The following is a 26,147-nucleotide window of genomic DNA, read 5'->3' on the forward strand; positions in this document are numbered from 1 at the left end:
GCAGCGAGGCCGCGAGCCCGTCAGGGAATGACTGCGGGCAGGTTCTGGTCCGCGATGTGGCGCTGCTCGGGCGACAGCGTTTCGTAGAGCCTGGAGAGCGCATCGCTCACCGCTTGCGCGCGGTGGGCCCGGTCTGCTGCCAGCGCAGCGCGCTGTTGCGCGAACTGCACCGCGGTCTGGTCGTCCGCCGAGGCCGCGCTGGCCATGCTGCCGCGACCGGCCATGTCCCACACGGCATCCGAGAAGCGGTCCCACGCCGGGGACTGTTCCGGCGTGATCATCAGCTGCAGCCGCAGGTCGTAGAGCTTGTCACGCACCTTGGCGGCCGCGGTGGCCGGCGTGGACAGGCCGTCGCCCGTGCGCTGGCTCGACGAACTGTCGCTGCGCGCGCCGCGCCGGCCGCCGCCACCCATGCCACCACCGCCGCCGAACTGTGCGAAGCCGTGGCCGCTCACGGCGATCAATACCGCGGCGAGCGCGAACCGCTGCAGGGGTCGTTTCATCGTCATCCTGAAATCCTTTGATGCAGGCCCGAGAAGGGCCAGGGTGCATTTCAGGAGCCGCGGCCGTCCAGCGGATTGCCCGCCGGTAAACCGGGGGTAAAGGCAGATGGCCGTCAGAAAAATCTTGAGCGGCATCAAAAAAGATATTAAAGTGATATCACTTTCACAGGAGGAACCCATGAACGAGATGCCCCCCGCAACCCCTCGCTCCATTCGCAAGGAGCGCTCCTACCGTTCCATCAACGGCTACGGCATCGTCGCGGTGGCGGTGCTGCTGATAGCACTCGGCGCGGTCGCCATCGTGCAGCGCCTGATGCCGCCACCAGCGAGCGTGCTGCTGGTCGTGGCGGGCATCGTGCTGGTGCCGGGTCTCTACATGCTGCAGCCCAACGAGGGCATCATCCTCACGCTCTTCGGCGAGTACCAGGGCACCGACCGCACCGAAGGCCTGCGCTGGACCAATCCGCTGCAGACAGGCAAGAAGATCTCGCTGCGCGCGCGCAACCTCAACACGCCGCCGCTGAAGGTGAATGACAAGCGCGGCAACCCGGTGGAGATCGGCGCGGCGGTGGTGTGGAGGGTGCACGACACCGCGCAGGCCGTGTTCGAAATAGACGACTACAACAAGTTCGTCGCCATCCAGGCCGAGGCCGCTATCCGCCACCTTGCCACCCTCTATGCCTACGACAGCGGCGACGACCTGTCGATCGACGAGACCACGCTGCGCGCCGGGCTCGACACGGTGGCCGACGCGCTCAAGGCCGAACTCAACCAGCGCTTTGCGAGCGCCGGCGTCGAAGTGCTCGACGCCAAGCTCACCCACCTGGCCTATGCACCCGAGATCGCGCAGGTGATGCTGCGCCGCCAGCAGGCGGTGGCCATCGTGAGCGCGCGGCAGCAGATCGTGGCCGGCGCGGTCGGCATGGTCGAGGCGGCATTGCGCGGCCTTTCCGAGCGCAACCTGGTGGTGCTCGACGACGAGCGCAAGGCGTCGATGGTGTCGAACCTGCTGGTGGTGCTGTGCTCCGACCGCGAGACCCAGCCCGTCGTCAACACGGGTACGCTTTACACCTGACCCCGCCCCGCCTCTTTCCCCTGATGGCCAGTCCCGGAAAAAAATCCTATCCCCTGCGCATCGATCCCGCCCTGTGGGCCGAGATCGAGCGCCTGGCGGCGCAAGAGCTGCGAAGCGCGAACGCGCAAGTCGAGTTCCTGCTGCGCGAAGGGCTGGCCAGGCGCGGCAGGCTGCCGGCCGCGGACGCGAAGGCCGACGACAAGCCCGCGCCGCCTCGGTGATAACCCCGAATCCGCCGTGGGCGGAATGACAGCCACGGCTTTTACGATGACGGCTGCGGGCGGCACCGTTCGCCGCCCGTTCCTACCGGAGACATCGTGACGAAGCCCTCTTTCTCTTCCTTCACCCGCCGCGCCGCCCTTCCGCTGCTCGCGGCCCTCGCTCTCGCCGGCTGCGGCACGCAACCGGCCGCGCCCACCGCGGACATCCACGTCATGACCTCGGGCGGCTTCACCGCCGCCTACAACGACCTGCGCCCGGCCTTCGAGCGCAGCAGCGGCCGCAGCGTCAAGACGGCCTACGGCGCGTCGATGGGCAACGCCGACGACTCGATCCCCAGCCGCCTCGCGCGCAACGAGCCGGCCGACGTGGTGATCCTCGCGCGCCCTGCGCTCGACGCGCTGGTCGCGCAGGGCAAGGTGGTGCCGGGCAGCCAGGTCGACCTGGTGCGCTCTTCCATCGGCTTCGCTGTGCGCAAAGGCGCGCCCAGGCCAGACATCAGCACGGTCGATGCGCTGAAGCGCACCCTGATCGCCGCGCCGTCGATCGCCTATTCGGCCAGCGCAAGCGGCACCTACTACGAGACCGAACTGCTCAAGAAGCTGGGCATCGAGGCCGAGGTGAAGCCCAAGAGCAGGCGCATCCTGAGCGAGCGCGTCGGCTCGGTGGTGGCGCGCGGCGACGCGGCGCTGGGGCTGCAGCAGGTGAGCGAGCTGCTGCCGATAGAAGGCATCGACTACATCGGCCCGCTGCCTGCAGAGGTGCAACGCGTGACGGTGTTCTCGGCCGGCATCGCAACCGCGTCGAAGCAGCCCGAGGCGGCGAAACAGCTGATCCGCTACCTCAACTCGCCGGCCGCCGCGCCGACCATCGCGAAGACCGGCCTGGAGCCGCTGACCGCGCGCTGAGCGCACACACGCGCTACAGCGTCCAGCCGTCGCGCCGGAAGAATTCGACCAGCGTGTCGCCGACCTTCTCCGCCTGGTCGAACGCGATGGTGTGGCCCGCATAGGGCAGCAGCTCGACGCGCACATGCGGTGCCTGGGCCTTCACGCGGGCGCAGGCGCGCACCGGGTCGTACAGCACCTCGTCCTCGCCGAGCATCAGCAGCGTGCTCTTGGGCAGCGCGCGCAGGTCGGCGTCGCTCATGCGGCCTGGCGCCCGGGGATGGCTGCGCTGGCAGCGCCAGCGCACGAGCAGGTCGTCCATGGCCCAGGGCGGCGGCTCGGGCGCCGTCGGCGACGACACCAGCCCATGGAAGGCGCGCACCTGCCGCTCGCTGGGAAACGCCGCCGCAAGCCCCGCGCGCAACATGGTGCCGATGCGCGGCGACTCGAGGTTGGGCGGCGCCAGCAGCGCAAGCCTGGTGACGCGTCGCGGGGTCTGGCGCGTGTACGCCGCCGCGAGCCACGCACCGAAGGAGGCACCGCACAGTCCCACCTTCGGCCGGCCGATGCCGATCAGCACGTCTTCGAGCCAGTTGCAGTACGCGTCTTCCGACGCGGGCCGGCGCCCTTCGGTGCGGCCGGCGTCGCCGATGATGTCTACCGCATACACCTGCAGCGAACCCGCGAGCCGCGCGATGTTGTGCACCCAGGTGGTGGCGTTGCCGCCCCCGCCGTGCAGCAGCACCACCGGCGGCGCATAGGCGGGCCCCGAGGCCAGCACGTGCGCGCGGCCGTAGCGCGTCTCGACGTAGCGGCTTTCATGGGGCAGCGGCCAGCGCGCGAGCACGCGGGCATACGAATCCAGCAAAGAGGACCGGGCTTCCGGCGAGCGGAAGTGGGCGCCCGGCAGGCTTGCTTGGCAGGGGCTCATCTCGGTGTCCCGGTGGCTCAGTGGCGTGACGGGTCGTGGGGCCGGCGATCCCGGCGGTCGGGCACGCCGTCGCCGTCGGAATCCCGCCGGTCGCGCCGCGGCTCGTCGTAGCGCTCATGGCTGTAGCGGCGGCCGCCTCGCGAATCCACGCCCCAGCCGGTGGGCCATCCCGACCCGGCGCCTGCGCCCCATCGGGTGCCCGGGCCGTCGCGGTGCAGGTCGATGCGCTCCAGCCGCTCCACGCGGTAAACGGGCCGCAGCGGCCTGAAGTCTTCCGGGAAGGGATCGGGGCGGTGAGCGCGTGCCTCCAGCGCCGCCAGGGGCAGCAGGAGCATCGCGGCGGCGATGGCGAACCGGGAATGCATGGTGTTTTTTCTTTTTTCGGACGGTTTGAACGACACCCGCCATCCTGATCCGCGTGGATGAAGGTCTGCTGAAAATCCTGCACCGTGTGGGCCGCCGCCGCCACTGCTTTCTTTGGGAATTCTTCAGCTTCGGGAGGTAGATTGCCGCCCATGAAGATCCTCCTGGCCGAAGACGACTTCGATCTGGCCACCGGCATCCGCGTTGCACTGCAGACCCAGGGCATGGACGTGGTGTGGGTGCGCCGCATCGAGGAAGCAATGCGCATCCTTGACGAGCAAGGGTGCGACCTGTTGCTGCTCGACCTCGGCCTGCCCGACGGCGACGGCCTTGCCGTGCTCGAACGGCTGCGCCGCGAAGGCGCGCGACTGCCGGTGCTGATCCTGAGCGCGCGCGACAGCCTGAACGACCGGCTGCTGGGCCTGGACAACGGCGCCGACGACTACCTGGTCAAGCCCTTCGTGCTGGCCGAGCTCATTTCGCGCGTGCGCGCCCTCACCCGCCGCAGCTACGGCGGCGACGGCGCCACCTTCGAGGTGCGCGGCCTGTGGCTGCACGAGCCGACCCAGCGCGTGCGGGTGAACGGCGAGCCGGTGGCGCTGTCGCGCAGCGAATTCAAGCTGCTGACGCTGCTGGTCAAGCGCGCCGACCGCGTGGTCGCGCGCCGCATGCTCGAACAACTGGCGCTGCCCGGCATGCCCGGCCAGAGCCCCGGCAGCAACGTGCTCGACGTGCACATCTCCAACCTGCGCCGCAAGATCGGCGACGGCTACATCCGCACCGTGCGCGGCATCGGCTACGTGATCTACCTGGCCGCGGCGGCCCACCAGGTGGAGCAGGCATGACGCCTATGTCGCTCGGTGCGCTCGATGCTCTCGCCCGGGCCCCGGGCAGGCTGCTGGGCAACCTGTGGGGGCGGCTGAAGCGGCCGTCGCTGGTGCGCCGGCTGATGTTTGCGCAGATCGGCATGATGACGCTGCTGTGGAGCCTGGCCGTGGCGCTGCTGCTGGGCTCGGCCATGATCGACGACCTGTCGGCCATCGACGCCTCCCAGCGCAGCATGCTCACGGTGGCGCGCAACCTCACCGACCAGCCGGCCAAACAGTACGAGAGCCTGCGCGCCATGGACCTGGCGCTGCGCAACGCCTTCGGCAGCGGCAACGACGCCACGCTGTCGCCGAGCGTCATCGTGTGGCAGAACGGCCGCGAGATCTACCGCTCCGACGGCGTGCCCTCGGGCATCTCGAACACCCGCCCCGACATCGGCGAGACGGTTGAAGCCGACGGCAAGAGCTGGCGCGCCCGCACCATCGAGTCGCCCACGGGCAAGACCCGCGTCACGCTGATCACGCCGGGCGGCATGCAGATCTGGCTCACCTTCCAGACGCGCGGCTACTACATCCTGCCGCTGGTCATCAGCGTGCCCTTCCTGCTGCTGCCGGCATGGCTGTCGATCCGGCTGGCGCTGCGGCCCTGGCGCAAAGTGGCGCGCGAAATAGCTTCGCGCGGCCCCCACGACCTGGCCCCGGTGACGGCCCTGCCGCGGCATGAAGAGCTGCTGCCGCTGGTGCACAACTTCAATGCGCTCATGGACAGGCTGCGCGCAAGCATCGCGCGCGAGCAGAGCTTCATCGCCGACGCGGCGCACGAGCTGCGCACGCCCATCGCCGCGATGCGGGTGAACGTGGAGGCGCTGCAGTCGCTGCTGGTGCAGCACATTCCCACCGAACGCCAGCACGAGCTGTTCGCGCGGGTGCTCAACAGCAACGCACGCGCCGAGCGGCTGGTGGGCCAGTTGCTGCGGCTCATGCGCAGCCACGCGCAGGCCTCGGCGCCCGGGCCGCTGCGGCTCGACGACCTGCTGCAGGAGCGGCTCGCAGCGCTGTCGCCGCTGGCGCATGTGCGAGAAGTAGAGATCGAACTGGTGACCGACGAGCCCGTGGAAATCGCGGGCGACCGCGACAGCCTGGTCTCGATGATCGACAACCTGATCGACAACGCCACCAAGTACAGCCCCGTGGGCTCGACGGTGAGCGTGGGCATCCGGCGCGACGGCAACGAGGCGGTGCTGACGGTGGCCGACCAGGGGCCCGGCATCATGCCGGCGCTGCGCGAACGCGTGTTCGACCGCTTCTTCCGCGACCCCGACCAGACGCAGACCGGCAGCGGCCTGGGGCTGGCGATCGTGCGCTCGGTGGTCGACGCGCACGCCGGCACCATCGCGCTCGACGACACCGGGTTGGGGCCGGGGCTGCAAGTGACGGTACGGCTGCCGCTGGCCGGAGAAAGCTCGCCGGGCGCCTCCGGTCCGCTGGGGCCGCTCGGCGCGGTGGCGCCTGCGGAGTCCTGAGGCCTGCCAGCTCTAGCGGCTTTCGATCAGCTGCTTCACCCGGCGCGCCAGCACGTCCATCTCGAAGGGCTTGGTCATCACGTGCATGCCGGGGTCGAGGTGGCCGTGGCTCAGCACCGCGTTCTCCGCGTAGCCCGTGATGAACAACACCTTGAGGCCGGGTCGCGCGATGCGCGCGGCGTCGGCCACCTGCCGGCCGTTCATGCCGCCGGGCAGGCCCACGTCGCTCACCAGCAAGTCGATGCGCTGGCGCGGCGACTGCAGCACGCGCAGCGCCTCGGCGCCGTCCCCGGCCTCCAGCGTGGCGTAGCCGAGCCCCTGCATCACCTCGACGATGATCATGCGCAGCGCGGGTTCGTCGTCGACCACCAGCACGGTGTCGCCCTGGTCGGCACGCGGCGCGAGCATGGTCTCGGCCGGCGCGGTGGCCACCTCTTCCTGCATGTCGTGGCGCGGCAGGTAGATGCTGACCGAGGTGCCCTTGCCGACTTCGGAGTAGATGCGCACCTGCCCGCCCGACTGCTTCGCGAAGCCGTAGATCATCGACAGCCCCAGCCCCGTGCCCATGCCGATAGGCTTGGTGGTGAAGAAGGGATCGAAGGCGCGCGCCACCACTTCGGGCGGCATGCCCACGCCGTTGTCGCTGACGGTGAGCGACACGTATTGCCCCATCGGCAGGTCGCGGTCGCGCGCGGTTCGGGCATCGATCCAGCGGTTGGCGGTCTCGATCACCAGCGTGCCGCCCTCCGGCATGGCGTCGCGCGCGTTGATGCACAGGTTGAGCAGCGCGTTCTCCAGCTGGCCCGGATCGGCGTGCACGTTCCACAGGCCCACCGCGGCCACCGTCTCCAGCGCGATCTGCGGGCCGAGCGTGCGGCGCAGCAGCTCTTCCATGTCGGTCACCAGCCGGTTGGCGTTCAGCGGCTTGGGCTCCAGCGTCTGGCGCCGCGAAAACGCCAGCAGCCGGTGCGTGAGCGAGGCCGCGCGCTTGACCGCGCCCTGCGCCACGCCAACGTAGCGCTCCATGTCGGCCGGCTTGCCGTCCAGGCCGCGCCGGCGCATCAGTTCCAGGCTGCCGCTGATGGCGGCCAGCAGGTTGTTGAAGTCGTGCGCCAGGCCGCCGGTGAGCTGGCCCACGGCCTCCAGCTTCTGGCTCTGGCGCAATTGCTCGCGCGCGGCGTCGAGTTCGGCCTCGCGCTCCTTCTGCTCGGTGATGTCGCGCGCGGCGGCGTACAGCAGGCCGTTGTCGGGCACGGCTGTCCATGAGAGCCAGCGGTAGCCGCCGCTTTTAGTGCGGTAGCGGTTCTCGAAACCGGTGGCGCGCTCGCCCCGCATCAGGCGCTGCAGCTCGGCCTCGGTGTGGGTCATGTCGTCGGCATGCACCAGCGAGCGAAACGGCATGGCGCGGATCTCGTCGGCGCTCCAGCCCAGCACGGTTTCCCATGCGGGGTTCACGCTCAGGAAGAAGCCTTGCTCATTGGCCACGCCCAGCAGGTCCTGGCTCAGGGCCCAGGTGCGGTCGCGCTCATGGGTGCGCGCCTCGACCTGGCGCTCCAGCGACTCGGCGAACGCCATCAGCTCGATCTGCGCCTCGCGCCGCGCGACGGCAGAGCGCACCCGGTCGCCGACTTCGCGGACGAAATCCAGCTCGTCGCGCGACCACGGCCGTGCCTGGCCATGGTTGAGATAGAGCAGCCCGACCAGCCCGCCGCGTTCGGTGAGCGGCATGTTGACCACCGCGCGCGCGGTGATGGCCTCCAGCGCATCGGCGTTGTCGCGGGTGCGCGGGTCCAGGCGGGCGTCGGCGAAGGCCACGGTCACGCCGCGGCGCAGGTCTTCGATGTAGGAGCCGTAATCGCGAAAGTGCAGCAGCCCCGCCAGACTGGCCACGCCGGGGGCGGTCCAGTCGCGGGCGATGGCGATGGTCTCGGCCGCCGTGTCCACCAGGCCGTAGCCGGCGCGGTCCACGGCGAGGCGCCGCCCCAGCATTTCCGAGGCCGCATAGGCGATGTCGCCCGGCTCGTCCATGTCGCGGATGCGGTCGCCCAGCTCCATCAGCGCCAGGCGGCGCGCCTCGGCTTCCATGATGGCCGCGTTGGCCGCGTTCAGCCGGCGCTCCGCCAGCCCCTTGGCGCGGCGGTCGGCGGCTTCCTTGAGCGCGCGCTCCAGCACCACCGGCAGCCGCGCGAGGCGGCCCTTGCTCACATAGTCGGTGGCGCCGCTCTTGAGCAGCTCGACCGCGTTGTCCTCGCCGATCACGCCCGAGACGAAGATGAAAGGCGTCTCCGGCGCCATTCGGCGCGCCACCTCGAGCGCATGCGCGCCCGAGAACCCCGGCAGCTCGTAGTCGGACAGGATCAGCGAGAAGCCGCCCGCGTTCAGCGCGTCGACGAAGCCGCGCTCGTCACGCACCACGTGGGTGGTGGCCGACGGCATGGCTTGCGCAAGGGCCTCGGTCAGCAGTTCGATGTCGAAGCGCGAGTCTTCGAGGATCAGGATGCCCGGAGGCTGCGGTGTCGCGGCAGCGGCGTCGCCCGCGCTACTCATGCTTGCGCGCCGCCTTCAGCGAACCCGGTGGCGGCTCGTTGAGCACCGCCCAGAACACGCCCAACTCGGCAATGGCCGAGACGAAGCGGTCGAACGCCACCGGCTTGACCACGTAGGCGTTCACGCCCAGCTCGTAGCTGCGCAGCACGTCCGACTCTTGCTGCGACGAGGTGAGCATCACCACCGGAATGCTGCGCAGCGCCGGGTTGGCGCGCACCGCCTGCAGCACTTCCAGCCCGGTGACCTTGGGCAGCTTCAGGTCCAGCAGGATCACGGCCGGGTTGCCTTCGGCGCGGTCCGCGTGCTCGCCTTCGCGGTGCAGGTATTCGAGCGCCTGCGCACCGTCGCGCAGCACGACCACGTCGTTCGCGAGCTGGCTGCGCTCCAGCGCGATGAGGGTGAGTTCGAGGTCTCGCGTGTCGTCCTCGACAAGCAGGATCGGCTTAAGCATTTCCTTCTCCGTTGTCGGGGCCCTGGCGCGGCAGGATGAAGCCGAAGCTCGCCCCCGCATCGATCTCCCCCTTTGCCCAGACCGTGCCGCCATGACGCTCCACGATCCGCTTCACATTGGCCAGGCCGATGCCCGTGCCTTCGAAATCCTCGGCCTGGTGCAGCCGCTGGAACACGCCGAACAGCTTGTCGACGTATTTCATCTGGAAGCCCACGCCGTTGTCCTGCACCTCGAGGCCGTCGCCCAGGTCGCTGCGGATGGCGCGCACCGTAATGCGCGACGGGCTGCGGGTGCGCGAATACTTGACGGCGTTGGCCAGCAGGTTGCGCACCGCCACCTGCAGCAGCAGCGGGTCGGCGTACAGCAGCGGCAGGCCGGCATCGACCTGCCATTCGATATTGCGCTGCGGCTCCAGCCGCGTCAGCTCTCGCACCAGCCCCTCGACCAGCGAGGCGCTGTCGACCTGCCGCTGCTTGAGCGCGGAGCGGCCCATGCGAGAAAAGTCGAGCAGCGCGTCGACCATCTGCCCCGCGAAGGCGGCGGCGTCCTTGACATGCGAAAGATAGCGATGGGCCCGCGCGCTCAGCTGCTTCCCCTCGGTCTGGGCCACCAGGTCGACGTAGCCGGCAATGTGCCGCATGGGCGCGCGCAGGTCGTGCGACACGGTGTACGAGAAAGCCTCCAGTTCCTTGTTGACGCGGCCCAGCTCGGAGGCCACGGAGGCCAGTTCCTCGGCGCGGCGCAGCACGATGCCGATCAGCGCCTGGCGCAGCTCGCCGGCCGCGCCCACTTCGGCCACCGACCACGACGTGGAGCAGCCCCGGATGTGCTCCACCCAGCTCTCGAAGCTCAGGCGCGGATGCATGCGTCCGTCGACGGCCCGCGGTTTCTGCGGGTCGCCAGCCCAGCGGACCGTCTGCACGATCTCGGGCCTGAACCAGAGGATCAGGTGCCGGTGCACCTGCGAGATGGAGATGGCGAGCACGCCCGCCGCGACTTCGATGAACTGCGCCGCGGGCGCGAAGTGCGCGGCCAGCGAATTGCTTTCGTAGACCTCCACGCCGAGCCCCGCGATCCAGCCCGCCAGCTCCTGCACATGCGCCCGCGCCGGCACGTCGCCCACGCACCAGACCTCGTCGTCGAGCACCACGGCGGCGCCGGTGGCGCGCATCACGCGCAGCATCAGCGAAACCTCGGCCGTGAGGTGCTGCAGGGTGGCGTCGCTGTCGGACAGGTGCGAGACGATCTGCAGCGTGAGCTGGCGCAGCTCGAGCCGCTCGGCCACCTCGCCGTTGCTTTCCTTCGACTGGATCTGCAGCGACAGCAGCTGGCCCAGGTGCTCGCACGCGAGCCGCGTGCCCGTGTCGAGGAAGCGCGGCGCGTGGTCATGGCAGGAGATCAGCCCCCAGAGCTTGCCGTTGATGACGATGGACACCGACATCGACGCCAGCGTGCCCATGTTGCGCATGTACTCGAGGTGGATGGGCGAGACGCTGCGCAGTTGCGCCTGCGACAGGTCGATGTCGCCGGCGGTGAGCGAGGCGTCGGTGGCGAGCAGGCGAACCGGCTGGTAGTTGGCATCGGCAATCAGCCGGAAATGGTTGACGAGGTACAGCGCGCGCGCCTGGCGCGGAATGTCGGACGCGGGAAAGTGATGGCCGCTGTAGCTGTCGTAGCCGGGGTCGGCGTTCTCCGCCAGCACCTCGCCGTGGCCGGCGGCGTCGAAGCGGTAGACCAGGCAGCGGCCGAAGCCGGTGAGCCGCTTCATCTCGCGCGCGGCCAGGCCGCACAGCTCGTCCACCGTGGCGGCCTCCTGCAGCAGGGGCAGGAAGACGCGTCCCAGCGAGTAGATGGGCGCCTCGTTGCCGCCCGGGGGCGAAGCCGGCTCGAACTCGACGATCAGGTGGTTCTCGCTGCGGTGCGCGGAAGCATCGAAGAACGCCTGCGCAAGATTCATCGCGCCGAGCGACACCGGCGAACCGCCCGGCGGCAGCGCCGGCAGCTTCAGCCCGCGAACCGCCGCCAGCGCGGCGGACAGTTCCGCGTCGGGCCAGTTCTCGCTCCATGCGACGAGCGCCAGCGACTCGGGCTGGAGCACCAGCATGCGCCCGTGCGGCTGGATCGAGCCCGGCACGCGGATCGGCTCGAGGTCGCAATTGGACAGGTCGACCTCCACGGGCTCGAGGGCCCGGGAACCGCCCGGAGGCTCGGTGAGGGTGATGGGCTGTGGCACGTTGGGCAAGGTCAGGCAGCGCGGCTGCGGCAGCGCGGGTTCGTCGGAAAACGGGTCGAAAGGATCATGCCAGCGCGTCCCGGGCGGTCTCGTCGGCGGCTTCCTACAGTCCGGCCGGCTGCAACCCGAAGCGCGGCATGAGGGTCTCGAAGCCGGCCACCGCACCGCGCTGGGCCGAGCCGACCGCCGCCGGATCGCGCAGCGCCGCCGCCAGTTGCGCTACAAAGTCTTTCCACTGCGCGGGCAGGCCATCGGGCGCATCCACGGGCTGGAAGTAGCGCATCGGATGCGGCGCCAGCCGCGGCCCCAGGCGCTTGTGCATGGCCATGCCGCCGAGCTGCGAGCCTTCGAGCACGTAGGCCAGGCCCCAGGCGAAAGCGGGCTCGCGGGCGGCTTGCGCCAGCCGCGGTGCAAGGGATGCCTCGGCCGATGCAGCCGCGCCCTCCCCGGCTGGCGCCGTGCCGGCGTCTTCGAGATCGAGTGCAAGCGCGGCCAAGCGGCGGTCCGTGCGCCGCGCCACGCGGTCGAGCCCGGGATCGCCGGGGGCGGCCAGAGCCTGGCGCACCGCCTCCAGCCACGGTCGCAGGGCACGCAGGTGGGCGGCGTAGTCGGCCAGCGAGGCGTTTTCGCGCGCGATCGGCAGGCGGCTGTCCAGCGCTTCATGCAGCGCGTGGGTGGCATTGCGCAACGGGCGCAACACCTCGGCCACGGAGGGCTGGGCGCCGGCGCTCATGGCGCGAGGCTTTCCAACGGCTTGCCGCCGCGCTCCCGGCCTTCGGCCTCGAGGCTGGCGCAAAGCGAGAAGAAGCCGTCCAGCTGCGCCGCCTTGTCGAATACGGCGTCGGCACCGAGTTCTCGCGCCCAGTCGGCGATTTCTCCGGTCGCATAGTTGGTCAGCACCACAACGCGCTGGCCCGGGCGGCAGCGCCCGCAGCGCTTGACGATGCCCAGCCCCGAGCCTTCGTTCAGGAACAGGTCGACCACCAGCAGGTCCCAGGTGCCCGGGTTCTTGTCGAGCCAGTCGACGGCTTCCGCCTCGGTGGTGGCGGTGCCGATCAGGTGGATGTCGACCTCGTCCTCCATGGCGGCGATCAGGTTGTGGCGGATGTGGGCGTTGTCTTCGACAAGAAAAGTGGAAAGCGGCACGGCGGAGACAAAATTGTTTCTTCGAATGCCCCCAAGCCTAAGCGAAGCCGCGACACCCGGCCGGTGAGCGCGCTTCCCTACATCCGGTAGGAAATCCGGCAAGCCCGCCCGTAAACTGGCGCGCTCCCCCCATCTCTCCCGGCGGCGCCTGCCGACGAATGAACGCCATGACACAGCCTCAGCCGACGACGATTTCCCCCGCCCTCGTTCCAGCCTTCGCGCCCGGCGGCACGCTGCGCGCCTCCATCAACCTCGGCAACCCGATCCTCGCGAACAAGAACCCCGCCGGCGGCGAGCCGGTGGGCGTGTCGATCGACCTGGCGCGCGAGTTCGCGCGGCGGCTGGGCGTGGGCATCGAGTTGGTGGTGTTCGAGAAGGCAGCGGCCTCGGTCGACGCGGTGAAGAACGAGAACGCCGACATCGGCTTCTTCGCCATCGACCCGGCACGCAGCGAAGGGCTGCTTTTCACCGCGCCTTATGTGCTGATCGAGGGCAGCTACCTCGTGCCCTCGGCTTCCGCGCTGACCGACAACGCGCAGGTCGATGCGCCCGGCCATCGCATCTCGGTCGGCGCGGGAAGCGCCTACGACCTGTTCCTGACGCGCGAGATCAAGCATGCCGAGATCGTCCGGCTGCAGGGCGCAGGCCCGGCGCTGGCGGCGCTGCGCGCAGGCGAGGTCGAAGTGGCGGCCGGCATCCGCCAGTTGCTCGAAGGCGAGGCGCAGCGCGCGCCGGGCGTGCGCGTGCTGCCGGGCCGCTTCATGGTGATACAGCAGGCCATGGGCACGCCGGCCAGCCGGGGGGCGGGAGCGCAGGCGCTGCTGGCGGCCTTCGTCGAGGAAATGAAGGCCGCCGGCTTCGTGGCCGATGCGCTGAAGCGCCATCGCATCGAGGGCGCGAGCGTCGCGCCCCCGGCCTGAGCCCCTCAGAGCTTGTACGCCTCGACCGGCCCCTGCGAATAGAACAGGAAGTAGCCGGTCGAGGTCTGGAAGCCGTTTTTCTTCCAGCCCGCCGGCACCTTGAAGATGCCGAGCTGCCCGCTCGCCACGCCGACGAAGGCGGTGTTCTCCTTGTCGGTGGTGATGCGGCTCCATTGCTCGCGCGTCACCGGCCGCATCCGCATCTTCGGTTCGCTCCACTCGGGCGTGCGCACCTTGTCGCGCATGACGTAGCCGTCGCCCTGGCGCTCGATCTTGATCAGTTCCTTGAGTGCGCCGTTCTGCCTGACGGCATAGACGCCGACCAGGTCTGCCTCCGGCGCGCCGTTGCCGCTGCTTGCGCCGCATGCGGCCAGCAGCAGCGCCGAGGCGCCGGCGGCCAGCCATTTCTTCGATGCCGTGTTCATGGCTGTCCTCCTTCTCAGCGCTTTTCGTTCTCGCGCAGCTTCAGGTTGCCCTGGAAGCGCAGCGCGTGCGGGTATTCCTCCTTCTCGGCGCCCGCGTCCACGGCGGCCATCTTCTGCTGGCTCTCGCTGGTCTTGGCCAGCAGCGCAGCAGGCAGGTTCACGATGCCCTTGATCTGGTCGTACTGCACCTGCGTGATGCGGCCCACCTGCAGCAGCCGGAAGGCGTCGCGCTCAATGTTCAGCAGCAGCGGCTTGTTGTCGGCAAAGCTCTGCGCCTTGGCCAGCAACGCGCTCCAGGACTGAGCGCTGTAGTTGCTCACGTAGTAGTCCTGCCCGGTCGGCCCGGCCAGCACCGCGGTGCAGCCCGGCAGCTCCACCTGCACGGCGCCCGTGGACATCACGAAGGTCTTGCGCTGCTCCATCGCATCGCCATACGCCAGCGTGACCGGGATGTTCCAGGTCGAGGCCGGGAACTGGTTCTGGTTGGGGAACGACTCCTGCGTGATGTTGACGTAGGTGCGGCCCGCCGCGCACTGCGCATCGACCGTGAGCAGCGGCACCCCGGTCTGGCGGATGAAGCTGTCGCCGATGTCGGCCACCTTCTTGCCCCCGCTCACCTTCTCCAGCGAAGTCCAAAGCCGCGACGGCGTGACGTTGCCGAAGCCGTAGTCCTTCAGGTAGATCTGCAGGCCCTTCTGCATCGCCTCTTCGCCGATGTAGTTCTGCACTGTCTCCAGCACGTGGCTGCCCTTGTTGTAGACGAAGATCGACGGGCTGATGAAGCCGAACGAACCCGCGTCGTTGAGGTTGCGCTGCACCGGGACCGCCGTGCTCTTCAGGTCGGCCACGATCACGTTGTGCTTGTCGAGCACGTAGTCGGAGAAGCTGTAGTACTCGGGGTGGAACTTGATGGTGGTGCGCCTTTCGAACCAGCGCGCGAACGACTCATTGAGCCACACGTTGTCCCACCAGTCGAGCGTGACCAGGTCGCCGAACCACTGGTGCGCAATTTCGTGCGTGACCACCGTCACCGAATACAGCGTCGGCTTGTCGCCCGGCTTGGTGAGCACCGCGTCGGCAAACTCGAAGATCGCGCCCCAGTTCTCCATGCCGCCGAAGCCGGTGTTGGGCTTGTTGTTGTAGCTGTCGTTGGCGGCGATGGTGTCGAACTTCTTGATCGGCAGCGGGATGCCGGTGTACTTGTAGTAGTAGTCCATGGCCACCTTGGTCCACTCCATCGGGAAGGTCGCCCAGGTGGAGCGGCCCGGCGGCGTGAACCAGCGCAGCGGAATGTCGCTGCCGTCGAGCGGGTTCTTGAAGGTGTCGGGCAGGATGTCGAACTTGCCGCCGCCGAAGAAGGTCAGGTACATCGGCATCGACGGTGTCTTCTCGAACGACACCCGCTGGTAGCCGTCGGGCAGCTTCACGGCCGAGATCTGCGCGCCGTTGGACACCGTCTTCCAGTCGCCGGGCACCTCGGCAGAAATCTCGAAGGTGTGGCGGAAGGCCGGCTCGTCCCAGCCCGGGAACCACTGCCGCGCGTAGTTGGTCTCGCCCTGCGTCACGATGGCGTCGCTGCTCACGCCCTCGGGTGTCGAGAGGCCGACCTTGAAGATGCCGGTGGCGGCCGAGCAGAACGGGTTGCGCTGCACCTCCGCTGGCGGGCAGAACTCCGCGTCGGAGAACTGGATCTTGCCGTCCCACTCCATGTGCAGCAGGTACTTGCCCTTGGCGATCTGGCCGTCGCTCAGGCGCAGTTGCACGAAGTCGCCGAGCGTCTGCGGCGTGGGAATCAGCGGTATCGCCTCGCCGGGATTCGACACCTTGCGCAGCGTGGTGCGGCCCTTCGCAAAGTTGAGGTTGTGCGCGGCCACGACGATGGCATCGACCGGCTTGAGCACCTCGATCTCCACGTCGCCGCGGCCCACGAAGGTCTTGAGCGCCGCATCGGGGCGGAACCACAGCTTGTAGTTGCCGGGCCAGACGGTGTCGGGCAGCTCCTGCGGCTTGGCCGAGCGGTCCACCGCCGCGGCGGCCAGGTCGTTGACGGCCACGGGCACCCCGTCGTCGGGCGCTTTCTGCGTGGGGTCGACCGCGGGTGCGGACACCACCGGCCCCGACGACGCGCCGAGGCCGACGCCGCCACCGCCGAGAGAAGCACCGCCGCCACTGTCTCCGCCGCCGCCGCAGGCCGTCAGCACGGCAAGGGTCACCGCCGTGATGGCAAGATGATTGACGACGGGTGTGTTGAATTTTTTCATGATCGCCTCTGGGTACTCTTGGTAAGAAGAAGATGCGCCGCCCCGCAAGCGCCGGCGGATAGCCGGCGATGCGCATGGCACGCGCGGTGATGGGATGGATGAACAAGTGCCCATGGAACGGGCAACACGGCGCCCTCCCGGCGAACAGGTGGTTCGTCAGGAAAGCACACGCATGCAGGAGCTGCACCGTGCAGAAAGCGGTGGTCCCAGGATGCGAGGGATGAGCTCGTCCATTCCCGTCAGGAAGCGGGTTGATCGGATGCGAAGCGGGAGCTGGCGGCGCGGAGGGTGCGTTCAGCGCCAGGAGATCGACAAGGCGCGTTCGCGCGTGTCGTCAACGGCACAGGCCATGCTGGCGATGGCAAGAATCTTTGCGGCTCTTCTCGTTGGTTTCACGCGCATTCCCTCGTCCATTGAAGTGCGCCAGTTTTAGCTGATCGAATGCGACGGCTCAACGACTGCCGGAACTTTTCTCTCTCAAAATGTTCGCGCGCCATAGGCCGAATGGAGTCATGGACCACAGCGGGCCACGCGCGCTACGAAGATGGTTCAGCCGCGGCAACACATGCTCACGCAGATGACAAATCTCGAGGGCGAACACTGTGCGTGCATCGCCACAGTACGAAGGTTCGTGTCGCCCCCGAATGCGTGAAAGCTGCGAACCCGAGGCCTCATGCGCTCGGGCACGCTGCCGGTGCTACAGGCCCAGCGCGTCCTGCAACTGGCGTGCCGACCAGCGCCGGGGCTGTTCCGGCCAAGCGCCGAGCAAGCCAACCATGCGCGCGTTGCGCGGCGCGCTCAAGCCATGCTCCTGCGCGAGACGCACGACCTCGCCGCTGAGCGCGTCGATCTCGGTGCGACGGCCAAGTGCCAGGTCATCGGCCATGCTGGAGCGGGCCTTGGCATCGATGCGCAGCATGCGCGCGGCGACGATGCGAAACACCCAGTCGGGCAAACGCAGCAGGCTCGACAAACGCCGCGCCGGCACCGCAGCCACCTGCGCCGGCGCAATGCCGGCAACGTTGAGGATGCTCAATGCTTCGTCGATCAGCGACGCGAAGCAGCGGCGGTAGCCGCGCAGCATCAGCTCTTCGCGCAGCGGCAGGCCGGAGAGCGCGTTGACCGGGTTGTTGAGGTTGAGCAGCAGCTTGCCCCACTGCACGGGCAACAGGTCGGCATGCAGGTCGAGCGGCACGCCGGCGCGCTCGAACACGGGCAGCCAGGGGCGCAGGGCAACGTCGTCCTGCGCGGCCAGCCGGCCGGGCGTGCCGCGATGGAAGGCGCCGGGGCCGATCTCGGCCACGTTGTAGGGCACCATGCCCGACAGCACGTTGAGCGAAGGCCCCGCCTGCGATGCGGCGGCACTGTTGGAAATGCCGTTCTGCAGCGAGACGACCGTCGTGCCCGCGGGCAATGCGAAGGCCAGTTCGCCTGCAGCCTCGGCCGTGGCGCCGCTCTTCACGCAGAGCAGCACCAGCGCGGGCCTGGCGCCCACGGGCACCTGCTCGCACAGCCGCAGTCCGGCAGCCGGCAGCTTGTGCCTGCCGCCGTCCATGTCGGAGAGCGTCAGCCCGTGTGAAGCGAGCTTCTCGAGCACGCGCTGACGACCGACGAAGGTGACGGGCACACCCGCCGCCGCAAGGCGGCCGCCGATGAAGCACCCGATGGTGCCCGCCCCCATCACGAGCACTTCACCGGGCGTCGCGTCTGGCATGAAATGAAGTACTTGCGGCTCGAAGGGACCGTGGTGCCGTCAGGCGCGTTCCGCGACCCACGCCTGCACCGACTGCAGCGCGGCCGCGAGGCCCGCCGGATTGGTGCCGCCGGCCATGGCCATGTCGGCCTTGCCGCCACCCTTGCCGCCGACCTGCTGGGCCACGAAGTTGACCAGCTCGCCGGCCTTGACCTTGGCTGTGCTGTCGGCGGTGACGCCGGCCGCGATCTGCACCTTGTCGCCGTCCACGGCAGCCAGCACGATGGCTGCCGTCTTTAGCTTGTCCTTCAGCTTGTCCATGGTGTCGCGCAGGGTCTTGGCGTCGGCGCCGTCGAGCTTGGCAGCGAGCACCTTGATGCCGTTGACGTCGACCGCCTGCGCCAGCAACTCGTCGCCCTTGGACGAGGCGAGCTTGCCCTTGAGCGAACCCACTTCGCGCTCCAGCGCCTTCACCTGCTCGAGCACCTGCGTGAGCCGGCCCTGCAGCTCGGCGGCCGGCGACTTGAGCGTGGCGGCCACGCTGTGCACGGTCGATTCGAGATCTTGAAGGTAGGACAGCGCGTTGGCGCCGGTCACGGCCTCGATGCGCCGCACGCCGGCGGCCACGCCGCCTTCGCTGACGATCTTGAACAGGCCGATGTCACCGGTGCGGTTCACGTGGGTGCCGCCGCACAGTTCGCGGCTGGTGCCGATGTCGAGCACGCGCACGGTCTCGCCGTACTTCTCGCCGAACAGCATCATGGCGCCGGTCTTCTGGGCCGACTCCATGTCCATCACGCGGGCCTGGGTGGGTGCGTTGGCCAGCACTTCGGCGTTCACGCGCTTCTCGATCTCCAGGATCTGCTCGCGCGTGACGGGTGCGTTGTGCGCGAAGTCGAAGCGGGTCTTGTCGGCATCGACCAGAGAGCCCTTCTGCTGCACATGGTCGCCGAGCACTTCGCGCAGGGCCTTGTGCATCAGGTGGGTGACCGAGTGGTTGCGCATGGTGGCGGCGCGGCGCGCGGTGTCGACCGCGGCCTTCACCGCATCGCCCACCTTCAGCGTGCCTTGCGTCTGCGTGCCGTGATGGCCGAACACGTCGGCCTTGATCTTCTGGGTGTCTTCGACGCCGAACTGCACGCCCTCGGACACGATCGCGCCCTGGTCGCCGACCTGGCCGCCGCTCTCGGCATAGAACGGCGTGGTGTCGAGCACCACGATGCCACTCTGGCCTTCCTTGAGTTCCTGCACAGCAGCGCCTTCGAGGTACAGCGCGACGACCTTGGCGTTTTCTTCGAGGTGCTCGTAGCCGGTGAAGACGTTGCCCGCGCCGGCGTATTCGACGTTGCGGTCCATCTTGAACTTGCCGGCGGCACGGCCTGCAGCCTTCTGCTTTTCCATGGCCGCGTTGAAGCCGGCCTCGTCTACGCCCACGCCGCGCTCGCGGCACACGTCGGCCGACAGGTCGAGCGGGAAGCCGTAGGTGTCGTGCAGCTTGAACGCCACTTCGCCCGGCAGCGTCTTGGCGCCACCGGCCAGCGCCGCGTCGAGGATTTCCATGCCGTTGGCCAGCGTTTCGAAGAAGCGCTCTTCCTCGGCCTTCAGCGTATCGGTGATGCGCTTTTCATCGGCCACGAGCTTGGGGTACGCGTCGCCCATCAGCTTCACGAGGTCGGGCACCAGCTTGTGGAAGAACGGCTTCTTCTGGCCCAGCTTGTAGCCGTGGCGGATGGCGCGGCGGATGATGCGGCGCTGCACGTAGCCGCGGCCTTCGTTCGACGGGATCACGCCATCGGCCACCAGGAACGAGGTGGCGCGGATGTGGTCGGCAATCACCTTCAGCGAGTTGTTCGACAGGTCTTGCGTGCCGGTCTCGCGGCCGGCGGCCTTGATGAGCGCATCGAAGATGTCGATTTCGTAGTTGCTGTGCACGTGCTGCAGGATCGCCGCCAGGCGCTCCAGGCCCATGCCGGTGTCGACGCAGGGCGCGGGCAGCTTCTTGACCGAGCCGTCGGGCTGCATGTCGAACTGCATGAACACGTTGTTCCAGATCTCGATGTAGCGGTCGCCGTCTTCATCGGGGCTGCCGGGCGGGCCGCCGGGGATCTCGGGGCCGTGGTCGTAGAAGATCTCGGAGCACGGGCCGCAAGGGCCGGTGTCGGCCATCATCCAGAAGTTGTCGGACATGTAGGGTCCGCCCTTGTTGTCGCCGATGCGCACGACGCGCTCGGGCGGCAGGCCGATTTCCTTGGTCCAGATGTCGTAGGCCTCGTCGTCCTCGATGTAGACGGTGGCCCAGAGCTTCTCGGCCGGCAGCTTGTAGACCTCGGTGAGCAGCTCGAAGGCCCACTTCAGCGATTCGCGCTTGAAGTAATCGCCGAAGCTCCAGTTGCCCAGCATCTCGAAGAAGGTGTGGTGGCGCGCGGTGTAGCCCACGTTCTCGAGGTCGTTGTGCTTGCCGCCGGCGCGCAGGCAGGCCTGGACCGAGGCGGCGCGCACGTAGGGACGCTTGTCTTCGCCGAGGAACACGTCCTTGAACTGGACCATGCCCGAGTTTGTGAACATCAGGGTGGGGTCGTTGCCGGGCACCAGCGAGCTGGACGGCACCACCGTGTGGCCCTTGGAAGCGAAGAAATCGAGAAAGGTCTTGCGGATGTCCGCGACCGTGAATGTGGGCTGGCTCATCTTTGGATTCGTCTTCTGTCGAGGGCGGCGCGGGCGATGGCGACCCTCTTGTCGAACCCACTGCGGCGAACCGGCCTAACTGCTTGATTTGCTTGGACAAACGATTATAGGTTTGGCCACGGTCCCCGGGCTGTCCGGGGTAAAACAGCATGATCCTGGCACCGCGGCTAATATGCAGCCCTGACGGAAAAGAGAACCAGATACGGGCGACGTCATCCGTACTTGTACGGACTTGAAGCAAGGAGCGCGCATGGCAAGGCAAGAGGCGGAACACTGGAAGATCGAAGATCTGGACTTCTCGCGCATTGCGCTCGATGAAGTCCGTGCGGACGAAAACCTCTTCTACCTGGTCGCCTCGGCGTCTTTCATCGAAAGCGGCTCGGACCTCTACACGCAGAACCTGGTCGATTTTTTCACCGGCGACGACGAGGTCACCGACTGGCTGTCGAACCACTGGGAGAAAGAAGAACTGCAGCACGGCAAGGCCCTGCGCGCCTACGTGCGCCACGTGTGGCCCGAGTTCGAGTGGGACACGGCCTACGCAGGCTTCCTGGCGGAATACGCGACCTACTGCAAGGTCGAGTTGCTGGCCCCCACCCGCGCCCTCGAGATGACCGCGCGCTGCGTGGTCGAGACAGGCACCGCCACCTATTACCGGGCCATGGCCCGCAGCACCACGGAGCCTGTACTGCACGACTTGGCAAGCCGCATCGCGACCGACGAGGTCAACCATTACAAGCACTTCTACCGCTTCTTCCGGCGCTACCGCGAGCAGGAAAAGCTGAGCCGCTTCCGGGTGTTCGGCACCATCGGCCGCCGCACGCTGGAGCTCAAGAGCGAGGATGCCGACTGCGCCATCCGCCACGTGGTGAAAGCACGCTCGCCCGGCCGCGCCAGCGACACGGCCTACGTGCAGCAACTGAGCGCCAAGATGAACAGCACCATCCGCACCAACCTGAGCGCCGGCACCACGCTCAAGATGCTGATGCGGCCGCTGGAACTGCCGGCGCGGGTGCAGACGGTGATCCAGTACCCGATCAAGCAGTTCATGCAGCACGTGTTCCTGCGCTGAGTGCGCCCGCGCCGACGCGGCACGCCCACCTACAACGGCCACGTCGAAACTGCAAGCCTGCGCAAAGCAGAAAAACGGGACGGCCGTCTCGTTTCCGGCAACCGGCGTCTCGTTAGTATTTGCACTCACACCTCTAGCGGCGGGGCGGAGACCTTCGGACGAGCGCCCTGCGCTCCTGGCAAGTTGCTCGCAGTCTCTGCATGCGAGTCCGATGTTCGAACACAAAGCCAATCGCGACCAAGCCTACACAGTGCGCCTCGAAGGCAAGAGCCTCTCCATACGGGACCTGATGGAAGTGCGCTTCACCTTCCTGCGAATGCTCGAGCAGCGCATCGGGCCGCCGACGCGCGTGGTGAAGTGCTACCGGGCCTGGTCGAGCCAGCTCGAATGGGGCACGGAGTCGATGACGGACACGCAGATTGCCAATGCCCGCGTATGGCGCGAAGCCTGGGACCACGCCATCGATGTGGCGGCACCACTGCTGAGCCATCCTCGGAACACGAAATTTCACTTCGAGCTGCTTTGAACAGAAATTGAACAAAAAAAACCCAGCACTAGGCTGGGCTGAACCTCTTGAGTGCTGTCACACACAGAGAACTCGCACTTCGAAGCGAGCAAACAAAATCTAGGGCTTCATGCGCCGCCGCGTTGTCGGACGGCACCGACAATTCCAATTTGCTGCTGTGGCACAACAACTTCGCACCCCAAGAAACTGCCAAATAGTTCACGTTTTAATAAGTGTCCTACGGCTGCTGACTGTTTCCGGCTGACAGGCCTCCAGCCGGCCTCCCTGGACCATGCAATTGCTGTCACGCAACAGGGCCGCAATAGAAGAAGAGCTCTCTGTTTTTTCTTAGAGCGCCCATACGGGCTCCTCGCCACCCGCTTCGGCGGGTATTTTTTTGCCCGGATCCAGCCGCCCTTCAACCTGGTCTTCCACGGTCATGACCGCCTACCACACGGCAATGACACGTTTTCCCTTCCCGATGGGGACAATGTTGTGGAAAACCTTGTGCGCAGCGCTCGGAAGCCTTGCCCGGCGTGGCCTGCAACGCGGTGCCCGCAAAAGAGGCAGCACTTGAAAAAATCTTCGGATTGGTTTGAATTCGGGGCTTTCCCGCAACGCTCAAGTGCTTCCAGACACCCAACGGCTGTCAGCAACGGTCGGTTCTGGCTGACAAGCCACCCCACAGCCTCCCGGGAAATTGCGACCATGCAGTCGCCGGATTCGTGCCAGCCAGGGAGGCGCTGCCAATGACATTCCGACGTGGCACCCGCAGCAGAACAGAGAGTTTTCCGTGGTCGAATATTTCAAGGTTGGTCTTCCCTACATACGAACGCGCTTCAGGGTTCCCGCGCGACGTGGTGGGCGCGTCGAACTTCAGGGCCGATTCGGCACCATCAGGGGATCGAGCGGCGAATACCTGCTGGTCAAGTTTGACGACGAGGAAACCGCGGCTATCGTCCACCCGGTCGAGCCCAACTATGTCGAATACGGCGAAGCGGCCGAGAGACCTCTTTCCACGCCGTGCGACGACAGCGCAGCGCCTACACGCGGCGGCGCCTGAGCAACCGCCAAAGCCCGCATCGCTTGATCGTCAGCCCCCCCGCGCTCGACGGGGCCAAGTCGGTAACCTGATGCAGCACGCGATGCACCACTGCTTCCGGCGGGAGCGACGAGATGCGGCGCATCTGGGTACGCAGCATGCCCATTCGCTTCATCGCGAGGCCCGGCAGGCCGAGTGCGACCTCGGGGTGCCTGGCGCACAGGTCGCGCATGCTGGATATGGGCACGAAATAGACCGCCGAAGGCAGTGCGGCAACGAGCGTATGCATCGACTGGTAGCGGTCTTCGCGGATCGACAGATCGAAGAAGAAGTCGTTGCGTGCGACGAACTCGGTCGTCACTTCGGTGCCTTGATCGCGCAGTGGCGTGACGACTCGAAGCAGACCGCTTGCCACGCAATAGATCTGATCGGTCGATTCACCCGCGTTCAGCAAAGTGTCGTTGCGCTTGTAGTGGCGCATTTCGCTGCACTTGAGGAGCGCCTCGCGCTCCGCGGCCGGCAGATTAGCCGTAAGAGGGTGAAGGTACATGCAGCGATGGTGAGCCGTTGGTACCTTCCCAGCGATCCCGCAGATTAGGAATTCGACGAATCGCGATACACCCTACAAACGCAAACTCCAATGAGGGCGCCTGCCCCGCCGGCCAAAGGCGCTCAGTCTTCGGTATCGGTTTCGTCTTCTTCTTCGTCGTCTTCGCTCTCTTCGGCGCGGCGAACCGTCACGAAGTTTTCGGCATCTTCCACGAATGCCATGAGCTTCTCGTCAGGCGCCATGCCGCGAACTTCGGTCTGAGGGCCGTCGCCATTCTTGTAGTCGACCTGAACCAGCGCGAAGCAGGCAAGGGGCTCTTCCATCTCGCCGTCGTCGCCTCCGTCATACACGGCAACCCAGCCTTCGGCGGGCATGATCTGCAGGATCTTCACATCTTCCATTGTCTGATTTCCAAGCTAAAAATTGCGTTGTGCCGCGCAGCATAGCCCATGAAAAGCAGCGTCGAACCGGCATTGCGATTCGATCCGCAGCAGGCGCACTTGGCACCTCGAACATGCATTTCGTCGCATTCGAGTGGCAGCCGATGCAGCGGACTGACACAGTCCACCCATCGACTTCACCGCCGCCGAACAGGATGCCCCGCCCATGATTCACCGAGAACGCCTGACCGCCAAACTCGAGGGCGACTTCGTCGTGTTCCTCATCGGCATGCGCATCAACCAGCCATTGAAAGTCCACAAGTGGCTGCCTGTCGCAAGCGCCATGCCACGCATGCTCAAGGAACTCGGTCGCCAGCCGGAGCGCGGCCTCCTGCATGCCGAAATGTGGTTCTCAAGGACGATCATGGTCCTTCAGTACTGGCGCTCCATGGAACAACTGCTGGCCTATGCGAAAGACAAGGAAGCCGAACATCTTCCGGCATGGAGGGCCTTCAACAAGGCGATCGGCACGGATGGCTCCGTGGGCATCTGGCACGAAACCTACGCGGTATCGCCGGGCACCTACGAGAACATCTACGTCAACATGCCGGCGTTCGGGCTCGGAGGGGCTGGGACGACGCAGGGCGTTGTGGAAGCCAATCGCTCGGCGGCTGCGCGATTGAGACAGACGAAGATGCAGGAGTGACGGGAGGATCTCGTCGCGGGCGAAAGGGCTCTTTTCCTCTGTAGAATCCGGCGCTTGAGGCAATAGCTCGTTGGCAATCAACGAGTTGCAGATGCGGGTGTAGTTCAATGGCAGAACGGCAGCTTCCCAAGCTTCATACGAGGGTTCGATTCCCTTCACCCGCTCCACTCCCCCTCTTCCCAGATCGCATCACGTAGCCTTCACCGCGTCGACCAGAAACCGCACGAAGGCTTTTCCCGCATCGGGCAGCGAGCGGCCCGCCATGGTCTCTATCTCCAGATGGCGCTCGTTCATCTCGCGGTCCTTGAGTGGAATGACGACCAGCGCCTTGCTCTGCAGCAACGGGCGCATCGACAACGCACCATAGAAGGCAATGCTGTCCCCGCCCTCCGCCACGAAGCTCAGCAGCGCGCTCGCGTGGTTGCTGGACATGGCCTGAACATAGCTCAGCCCCTGCCGGCTGCAACTGGCGTCGAGCAGGCGCCGTATCGAACTGTCTTCCTGCGGCAACCCAAGCGGGTACGCCACCACCTGGCGCAGCGACAACTGCCGCTGTGACGCCAGCGGATGGTCCTTGCTCATCACGGCGAGGATGGGGCTGGGGTGCCGCAGCTCGATCTCGATGCCGGGTTCGGGCACGGCGCTCAAGGTGATGCCGACGTCGGCTTCGCCATCGCGCACATGCCGGGAAATGTCGGACGGAGAGCAGACCTGCAAATGAAAGCGCACGCCCTCGTGCTTGCGCCGGAAGCGGGCGATCAGGGTCGGGATGAAGTCGAAGGCAAAGCCCTCGGTGCTCGCCACGCGCACATGTCCGCTGCGCAGTCCGCGCAAGCCGGCAATGTCGTTCGCGACCCGTTCGATGTCCTGCTGCGCCCGCTTGGCATGCGCCGCCAGCAGTTCGCCGGCGGCATTGGGCACCATGCCTCGCGCATGCCGATCGAACAGCAGCGTGTCGAGTTCGCGCTCCAGGCGCGCCACCTGCCGGCTCACCGCCGAAGGCGCGACGTTGAGCTTGAGCGCCGCTTCCTTCACCGAGCCGGTTTTCACGACCTCGAGGAAATAGCGGACCGCGGTCTCCTGCAAGGCACGAAGTGACATTGAATTCTCCGGTTCTCGATTGCCGATTCAGCAACGAAAGATTCTAAACATTGCGCTTGTTGCATCGACCCCTGACTCCTAGGATGGCTTTGTTACGCACCC

General features: G+C 67.1%; 25 protein-coding genes and 1 tRNA gene. 11 read left to right on the top strand and 15 right to left on the bottom strand.

Annotated features, from left to right (window positions below):
* Window positions 1–20: 20 nt before the first annotated feature.
* Complete coding sequence (locus ACQY8B_RS13450) at window positions 21–509, bottom strand: Spy/CpxP family protein refolding chaperone (protein ID WP_428745024.1); 489 nt, start codon at window positions 507–509, stop codon at window positions 21–23.
* Window positions 510–681: 172 nt separating this feature from the next.
* On the opposite strand from ACQY8B_RS13450, the gene ACQY8B_RS13455 reads away from it, so the two are divergent.
* The 3 genes from ACQY8B_RS13455 to ACQY8B_RS13465 all read left to right on the top strand — a co-directional run bounded on the left by ACQY8B_RS13455 (window position 682) and on the right by ACQY8B_RS13465 (window position 2,705).
* The gene (locus ACQY8B_RS13455; protein WP_422087151.1) at window positions 682–1,578 is read left to right on the top strand and encodes an SPFH domain-containing protein; all 897 of its coding nucleotides are present in this window, start codon (window positions 682–684) and stop codon (window positions 1,576–1,578) included.
* Between the two features lie 23 nt (window positions 1,579–1,601).
* Window positions 1,602–1,799, top strand: coding sequence for a hypothetical protein (locus ACQY8B_RS13460; protein ID WP_422087152.1), 198 nt, complete (start codon window positions 1,602–1,604; stop codon window positions 1,797–1,799).
* 93 nt (window positions 1,800–1,892) lie between these two features.
* Complete coding sequence (locus ACQY8B_RS13465; protein WP_422089049.1) at window positions 1,893–2,705, top strand: substrate-binding domain-containing protein; 813 nt, start codon at window positions 1,893–1,895, stop codon at window positions 2,703–2,705.
* Between the two features lie 13 nt (window positions 2,706–2,718).
* On the opposite strand, the gene ACQY8B_RS13470 is transcribed toward ACQY8B_RS13465, so the two are convergent.
* Both ACQY8B_RS13470 and ACQY8B_RS13475 read right to left on the bottom strand, forming a co-directional pair.
* Window positions 2,719–3,615: an alpha/beta fold hydrolase gene (locus ACQY8B_RS13470; protein WP_422087153.1), complete on the bottom strand. Its 897-nt coding sequence runs from the start codon at window positions 3,613–3,615 to the stop codon at window positions 2,719–2,721.
* A 17-nt stretch (window positions 3,616–3,632) separates the two neighbouring features.
* The gene (locus ACQY8B_RS13475) at window positions 3,633–4,016 is read right to left on the bottom strand and encodes a hypothetical protein (protein WP_428745025.1); all 384 of its coding nucleotides are present in this window, start codon (window positions 4,014–4,016) and stop codon (window positions 3,633–3,635) included.
* Window positions 4,017–4,130: 114 nt separating this feature from the next.
* Here ACQY8B_RS13475 and ACQY8B_RS13480 point away from each other — a divergent pair, with 114 nt between their 5' ends.
* Both ACQY8B_RS13480 and ACQY8B_RS13485 read left to right on the top strand, forming a co-directional pair.
* Window positions 4,131–4,823, top strand: a complete 693-nt coding sequence (locus ACQY8B_RS13480) for a response regulator (protein ID WP_422087155.1) — start codon at window positions 4,131–4,133, stop codon at window positions 4,821–4,823.
* The gene (locus tag ACQY8B_RS13485; RefSeq protein WP_422087156.1) at window positions 4,820–6,328 is read left to right on the top strand and encodes an ATP-binding protein; all 1,509 of its coding nucleotides are present in this window, start codon (window positions 4,820–4,822) and stop codon (window positions 6,326–6,328) included. The genes ACQY8B_RS13480 and ACQY8B_RS13485 overlap by 4 nt, the downstream gene beginning before the upstream one ends.
* Before the next feature lie 12 nt (window positions 6,329–6,340).
* On the opposite strand, the gene ACQY8B_RS13490 is transcribed toward ACQY8B_RS13485, so the two are convergent.
* From ACQY8B_RS13490 to ACQY8B_RS13510, 5 genes are all read right to left on the bottom strand, one after another.
* Window positions 6,341–8,875 carry a response regulator gene (locus ACQY8B_RS13490; RefSeq protein WP_422087157.1) on the bottom strand — a complete coding sequence of 845 codons (2,535 nt, stop codon included), beginning with the start codon at window positions 8,873–8,875 and terminating at the stop codon, window positions 6,341–6,343.
* Window positions 8,868–9,326 carry a response regulator gene (locus ACQY8B_RS13495; RefSeq protein ID WP_422087158.1) on the bottom strand — a complete coding sequence of 153 codons (459 nt, stop codon included), beginning with the start codon at window positions 9,324–9,326 and terminating at the stop codon, window positions 8,868–8,870. The genes ACQY8B_RS13490 and ACQY8B_RS13495 overlap by 8 nt, the downstream gene beginning before the upstream one ends.
* Window positions 9,319–11,559 carry an ATP-binding protein gene (locus ACQY8B_RS13500; RefSeq protein WP_422087159.1) on the bottom strand — a complete coding sequence of 747 codons (2,241 nt, stop codon included), beginning with the start codon at window positions 11,557–11,559 and terminating at the stop codon, window positions 9,319–9,321. Before ACQY8B_RS13500 ends, ACQY8B_RS13495 begins: the two co-directional genes overlap by 8 nt.
* Window positions 11,560–11,662: 103 nt before the next feature.
* Window positions 11,663–12,292: a biliverdin-producing heme oxygenase gene (locus tag ACQY8B_RS13505; RefSeq protein WP_422087160.1), complete on the bottom strand. Its 630-nt coding sequence runs from the start codon at window positions 12,290–12,292 to the stop codon at window positions 11,663–11,665.
* Window positions 12,289–12,705 (bottom strand): response regulator, encoded by a 417-nt coding sequence (locus ACQY8B_RS13510; RefSeq protein ID WP_422087161.1) that lies wholly within the window; start codon window positions 12,703–12,705, stop codon window positions 12,289–12,291. Before ACQY8B_RS13510 ends, ACQY8B_RS13505 begins: the two co-directional genes overlap by 4 nt.
* 167 nt (window positions 12,706–12,872) lie before the next feature.
* Here ACQY8B_RS13510 and ACQY8B_RS13515 point away from each other — a divergent pair, with 167 nt between their 5' ends.
* The gene (locus tag ACQY8B_RS13515; protein WP_422087162.1) at window positions 12,873–13,625 is read left to right on the top strand and encodes a transporter substrate-binding domain-containing protein; all 753 of its coding nucleotides are present in this window, start codon (window positions 12,873–12,875) and stop codon (window positions 13,623–13,625) included.
* A gap of 5 nt (window positions 13,626–13,630) precedes the next feature.
* Here ACQY8B_RS13515 and ACQY8B_RS13520 read toward each other — a convergent pair whose 3' ends face one another.
* The 4 genes from ACQY8B_RS13520 to alaS form a co-directional block, all read right to left on the bottom strand.
* Entirely contained in the window at window positions 13,631–14,050 is a 420-nt protein-coding gene (locus tag ACQY8B_RS13520) for a hypothetical protein (protein WP_422087163.1), read from the bottom strand.
* A 14-nt stretch (window positions 14,051–14,064) separates the two neighbouring features.
* Entirely contained in the window at window positions 14,065–16,311 is a 2,247-nt protein-coding gene (locus tag ACQY8B_RS13525; protein WP_422087164.1) for a M1 family metallopeptidase, read from the bottom strand.
* A gap of 697 nt (window positions 16,312–17,008) precedes the next feature.
* Window positions 17,009–18,025, bottom strand: coding sequence for a 2-dehydropantoate 2-reductase (locus ACQY8B_RS13530; protein WP_422087165.1), 1,017 nt, complete (start codon window positions 18,023–18,025; stop codon window positions 17,009–17,011).
* A 39-nt stretch (window positions 18,026–18,064) separates the two neighbouring features.
* Window positions 18,065–20,689 carry an alanine--tRNA ligase gene (alaS, locus tag ACQY8B_RS13535; protein WP_422087166.1) on the bottom strand — a complete coding sequence of 875 codons (2,625 nt, stop codon included), beginning with the start codon at window positions 20,687–20,689 and terminating at the stop codon, window positions 18,065–18,067.
* Between the two features lie 250 nt (window positions 20,690–20,939).
* On the opposite strand from alaS, the gene ACQY8B_RS13540 reads away from it, so the two are divergent.
* The 3 genes from ACQY8B_RS13540 to ACQY8B_RS13550 all read left to right on the top strand — a co-directional run bounded on the left by ACQY8B_RS13540 (window position 20,940) and on the right by ACQY8B_RS13550 (window position 23,329).
* The gene (locus ACQY8B_RS13540; RefSeq protein ID WP_422087167.1) at window positions 20,940–21,761 is read left to right on the top strand and encodes a ferritin-like domain-containing protein; all 822 of its coding nucleotides are present in this window, start codon (window positions 20,940–20,942) and stop codon (window positions 21,759–21,761) included.
* A gap of 211 nt (window positions 21,762–21,972) precedes the next feature.
* The gene (locus ACQY8B_RS13545; RefSeq protein ID WP_422087168.1) at window positions 21,973–22,287 is read left to right on the top strand and encodes a hypothetical protein; all 315 of its coding nucleotides are present in this window, start codon (window positions 21,973–21,975) and stop codon (window positions 22,285–22,287) included.
* A gap of 772 nt (window positions 22,288–23,059) precedes the next feature.
* Window positions 23,060–23,329, top strand: a complete 270-nt coding sequence (locus ACQY8B_RS13550) for a hypothetical protein (RefSeq protein WP_422087169.1) — start codon at window positions 23,060–23,062, stop codon at window positions 23,327–23,329.
* Here ACQY8B_RS13550 and ACQY8B_RS13555 read toward each other — a convergent pair.
* Together ACQY8B_RS13555 and ACQY8B_RS13560 are read right to left on the bottom strand one after the other, a co-directional pair.
* Window positions 23,310–23,789, bottom strand: coding sequence for a Crp/Fnr family transcriptional regulator (locus ACQY8B_RS13555; protein WP_428745026.1), 480 nt, complete (start codon window positions 23,787–23,789; stop codon window positions 23,310–23,312). The genes ACQY8B_RS13550 and ACQY8B_RS13555 overlap by 20 nt on opposite strands.
* Before the next feature lie 191 nt (window positions 23,790–23,980).
* Window positions 23,981–24,259, bottom strand: a complete 279-nt coding sequence (locus ACQY8B_RS13560; RefSeq protein WP_422087171.1) for a hypothetical protein — start codon at window positions 24,257–24,259, stop codon at window positions 23,981–23,983.
* Between the two features lie 205 nt (window positions 24,260–24,464).
* Between ACQY8B_RS13560 and ACQY8B_RS13565 the strand changes: the two genes are divergently transcribed.
* Complete coding sequence (locus ACQY8B_RS13565; RefSeq protein WP_422087172.1) at window positions 24,465–24,944, top strand: DUF4188 domain-containing protein; 480 nt, start codon at window positions 24,465–24,467, stop codon at window positions 24,942–24,944.
* Between the two features lie 93 nt (window positions 24,945–25,037).
* Window positions 25,038–25,111 (top strand) — tRNA-Gly (locus ACQY8B_RS13570).
* 22 nt (window positions 25,112–25,133) lie between these two features.
* Here the strand turns inward: ACQY8B_RS13570 and ACQY8B_RS13575 are convergent.
* Entirely contained in the window at window positions 25,134–26,045 is a 912-nt protein-coding gene (locus tag ACQY8B_RS13575) for a LysR family transcriptional regulator (RefSeq protein ID WP_422087173.1), read from the bottom strand.
* Between the last annotated feature and the right edge of the window lie 102 nt (window positions 26,046–26,147).

It is taken from the genome of Variovorax sp. (assembly GCF_965279555.1).
Taxonomy (GTDB): domain Bacteria; phylum Pseudomonadota; class Gammaproteobacteria; order Burkholderiales; family Burkholderiaceae_C; genus Variovorax.